The 3,001-nt window shown below is 42.5% G+C and carries 3 protein-coding genes and 1 pseudogene; 2 read left to right on the forward strand and 2 right to left on the reverse strand.

All coding sequences use genetic code 11. From position 1 onward, the window contains the following. Positions 1–370 precede the first annotated feature (370 nt). Positions 371–1,012 carry an ATP-dependent Clp endopeptidase proteolytic subunit ClpP gene (gene clpP, locus IM322_RS00165; RefSeq protein ID WP_223210720.1) on the forward strand — a complete coding sequence of 214 codons (642 nt, stop codon included), beginning with the start codon at positions 371–373 and terminating at the stop codon, positions 1,010–1,012. A gap of 417 nt (positions 1,013–1,429) precedes the next feature. Here the strand turns inward: clpP and IM322_RS00170 are convergent. Beyond that, positions 1,430–2,008: pseudogene (locus IM322_RS00170) on the reverse strand (RNA-guided endonuclease InsQ/TnpB family protein); the annotation flags it as partial. Between the two features lie 333 nt (positions 2,009–2,341). Between IM322_RS00170 and IM322_RS00175 the strand changes: the two are divergent. After that, positions 2,342–2,803: a hypothetical protein gene (locus IM322_RS00175; RefSeq protein ID WP_004163378.1), complete on the forward strand. Its 462-nt coding sequence runs from the start codon at positions 2,342–2,344 to the stop codon at positions 2,801–2,803. A gap of 103 nt (positions 2,804–2,906) precedes the next feature. On the opposite strand, the gene IM322_RS00180 is transcribed toward IM322_RS00175, so the two are convergent. Continuing rightward, positions 2,907–3,001: transposase (locus IM322_RS00180; RefSeq protein WP_287673054.1), on the reverse strand; the 95-nt coding region annotated here is incomplete at its 5' end.

Genomic DNA, 3,001 nt, shown 5'->3' on the forward strand with positions numbered 1-3,001 from the left:
ATAATAAATATTGGCAGAGGATTAAAGATTAGTTATTGTGACTAACTCTTTTGGTTAGAGAAAGATAAACTTGAGAATCTTCGGTCAAATTTATTGACTCAAAATCCGCTGTACTTAATTTAAATGAATCAACCCTACCCGACGTCGGGGGGGGTTGGGGGGCAAAAGACAGAATCTGACATTCTCCTACCTAAAAAGAAGGTTAGAAACTAAGCACATCAAAGCTTTTAGCTTAACCAATTAGGTCTTAGATTCGGCCCTTGTTATCAGATCTGAGTTTTCAGTTCACTGATTACTGATTACTGTTCACTGTTCACTGAAAATACTTCCCCACTTTCCCTAATCCCTATCCCCCATTCCCTAGGTTACAATCAAAAAACTAACCGCAGCAGCAAGACAAGAAAGCGCAATGATTCCTACCGTTATTGAAACCACAGGCCGGGGCGAACGCGCCTTCGATATCTACTCCCGACTACTCCGGGAAAGAATCGTCTTTTTGGGACAAGAAGTAACCAGCGACCTGGCTAACCTAATCGTCGCCCAATTGCTCTTTCTAGAAGCAGAAGACCCCGAAAAAGATATTTACTTGTATATCAACTCCCCCGGTGGTTCCGTTTCGGCCGGATTAGGGATTTTTGACACCATGAATCAAATCCGTCCCGATGTCAGCACCATTTGTATTGGTTTAGCTGCCAGTATGGGGGCTTTTCTCCTCAGTGCCGGCAAACCGGGCAAAAGAATGAGCCTACCCAACTCGCGGATCATGATTCACCAACCCCTCGGCGGCGCCCAAGGTCAGGCCACCGATATCGAAATTCAGGCCAAAGAAATTCTCTATCTCAAACAATTACTCAATGAACACCTAGCTAGTCATACGGGTAAACCTCTCGACCTCATCGCCGAGGATACGGAAAGGGATTTCTTTATGTCCGCCGAAGAAGCCCTAGACTATGGTTTAATCGATCAGGTGATCGATCGCAGTCCTTCCGCTTCTAACCCTCCCAGTAAATAGTTGTCACTAACCCCGCCCTAAAAGCGACGGGGCTTGCCTAGACCAATTTAGGCGACGCAAGTAGAGACTACCGCATCGAGACACCATCTGGCACAGACTTCCGAATGCTTCCCTAGTTCGGATTCCCTCTAAGCTTTATTGGTAAAGCGTTGTTAGACAAGACATCTTGATTGTGTTGCGGAAAGGGACTTTAACTTTACTCTTAAGGATTATCTCCGTGGAAAGAGTTCCGGCTCTTCGTTACTTGTTATGGTTCGATAGGGTGGCATAAATCGACTAAATCCTTATCTGGCAAGAGATTTAATTGATTAGTTCGCTTTAGATCGAAAACAATTGACAAAAATCGCCAAATGTTTTTCTTTATAAGGGTTTCATCTCTTATAATCCTGTCCGTTGCACAAGACAAACGGAAGAACCTTTTAACCCCAGATCTAATCCTAGGCAATGACCCGTCGATTCTGATTGTGGGGTTATATCTCTAATATCGAGTTTTAACATTAACTGGCAATAATATCCGTCAGCACGTTTAACTATTCTTACCCGTTGAATTTGCCATTCTTGAAAATAAAACAAGTCTCGACTACCAATTAGTTTTAACTCCCCAATGTTTTTTCCATCAGTGAAAGTTATTCTGTTGGAATTTCGATTAAGTTTACAACCTGACTTTTAAAACTCAACAGAATGAGTACGTTTAGAGTATTTAGGATACCATTTCGTGCCAGCAATTTTCTTCTTACAGTTACTATAAAACCGAAGAATAGCAGTCCAAGTCCGTTCGCAAGCCTGTTGACAAGCCGTAGAGTTAAGCTCTTTGACGAAAGAATATTCATCTCTTAATTGAGTTGTATATCGATAAATATCTTTTTGTCCTACACTCTTATTTTCTGCCCAATATCTAAGACATTTATTCCGAACAAACTGAACTGTCCGAATAGCCTCATCAATGGCTTGATATTGAGATGATTTTCCTCTAAGCTTGTACCGTAAAACAAACATTTTGCGTTATCGACCGCAACGATCGCAAACTATTCCAGCATACTGCAATTACATTGTCAACTATAGGTCAGACTTGTTTTTAGCTGTGCTTTGCTGTTCTATATCGGCATTCATGAGGGGAACCCTGGGGCGAATTACTTCGCCCCTTTAAAAGCCCCGTCCCATCGCACTAAGCGCGAGGGACGAATGCTGACACTAAGTTAAATAACAATGAAAAGTTCTAACGGATTGGGTTAAGATCGAGACGTAACCCGAAAAAAATTGCAACAGGAATCGGTAGAAACCCCCCAGTCACTGGGGTTATTAACGGAAATTTTTTTACTGGCAATCCCTATGAACTATCATCCACCCTCACAGCCCCTGCCCGCCCCCTGTATTATTGATTCTGGCGTGGTCATCGCTAAAGAAGATATGCGTCGTCTCCTCGATGATCTCGGACGAGTTCGCTACATCCATAGTCTCGAAGGAGTGATTCAGAGTGAAGGGGAGGGATGGATAGTGGAAGTTTTCGCCGATTATCAGCAAAGCACCCTAGTTGCTAACTACAGTCTTTATCTCAATACCTATAGCTTCGATTGTCTGCGTTTAACCCGCTCTCCCGACGGTGAAACCTATTTTGATCTGATCCAAGACAATCGGCAATTACGGCTAATTCCCCTGAGTAATCCACTCCAAGACCCCGATATGAAAGCCCGTCTCAATGCCGATACCCTCGAAGCCATGGTTACTCAGGTACTTTCTGCTAAGTGGGATGTGCAGTTTGAAGACGAAGACGACAACGATTGCCCCTTTTAGGCAGCGAGCAAAAATACTGGTTACTGATAACTGATAACTGATAACTGATAACTGATAACTGATAACTGATAAGGCTCTTCTGGTTTTCGTGTGTTAATTTTTGTTATGAATTAAAGCAAGCAAACAGCTTAAGTCGAAGATGTTCAAAATTGGTAAATCCATAACTTATTCTTTTAATAAGCTTTATTTTGGTATTCA

Source organism: Microcystis sp. M109S1 (assembly GCF_020247025.1).
Lineage (GTDB): Bacteria > Cyanobacteriota > Cyanobacteriia > Cyanobacteriales > Microcystaceae > Microcystis.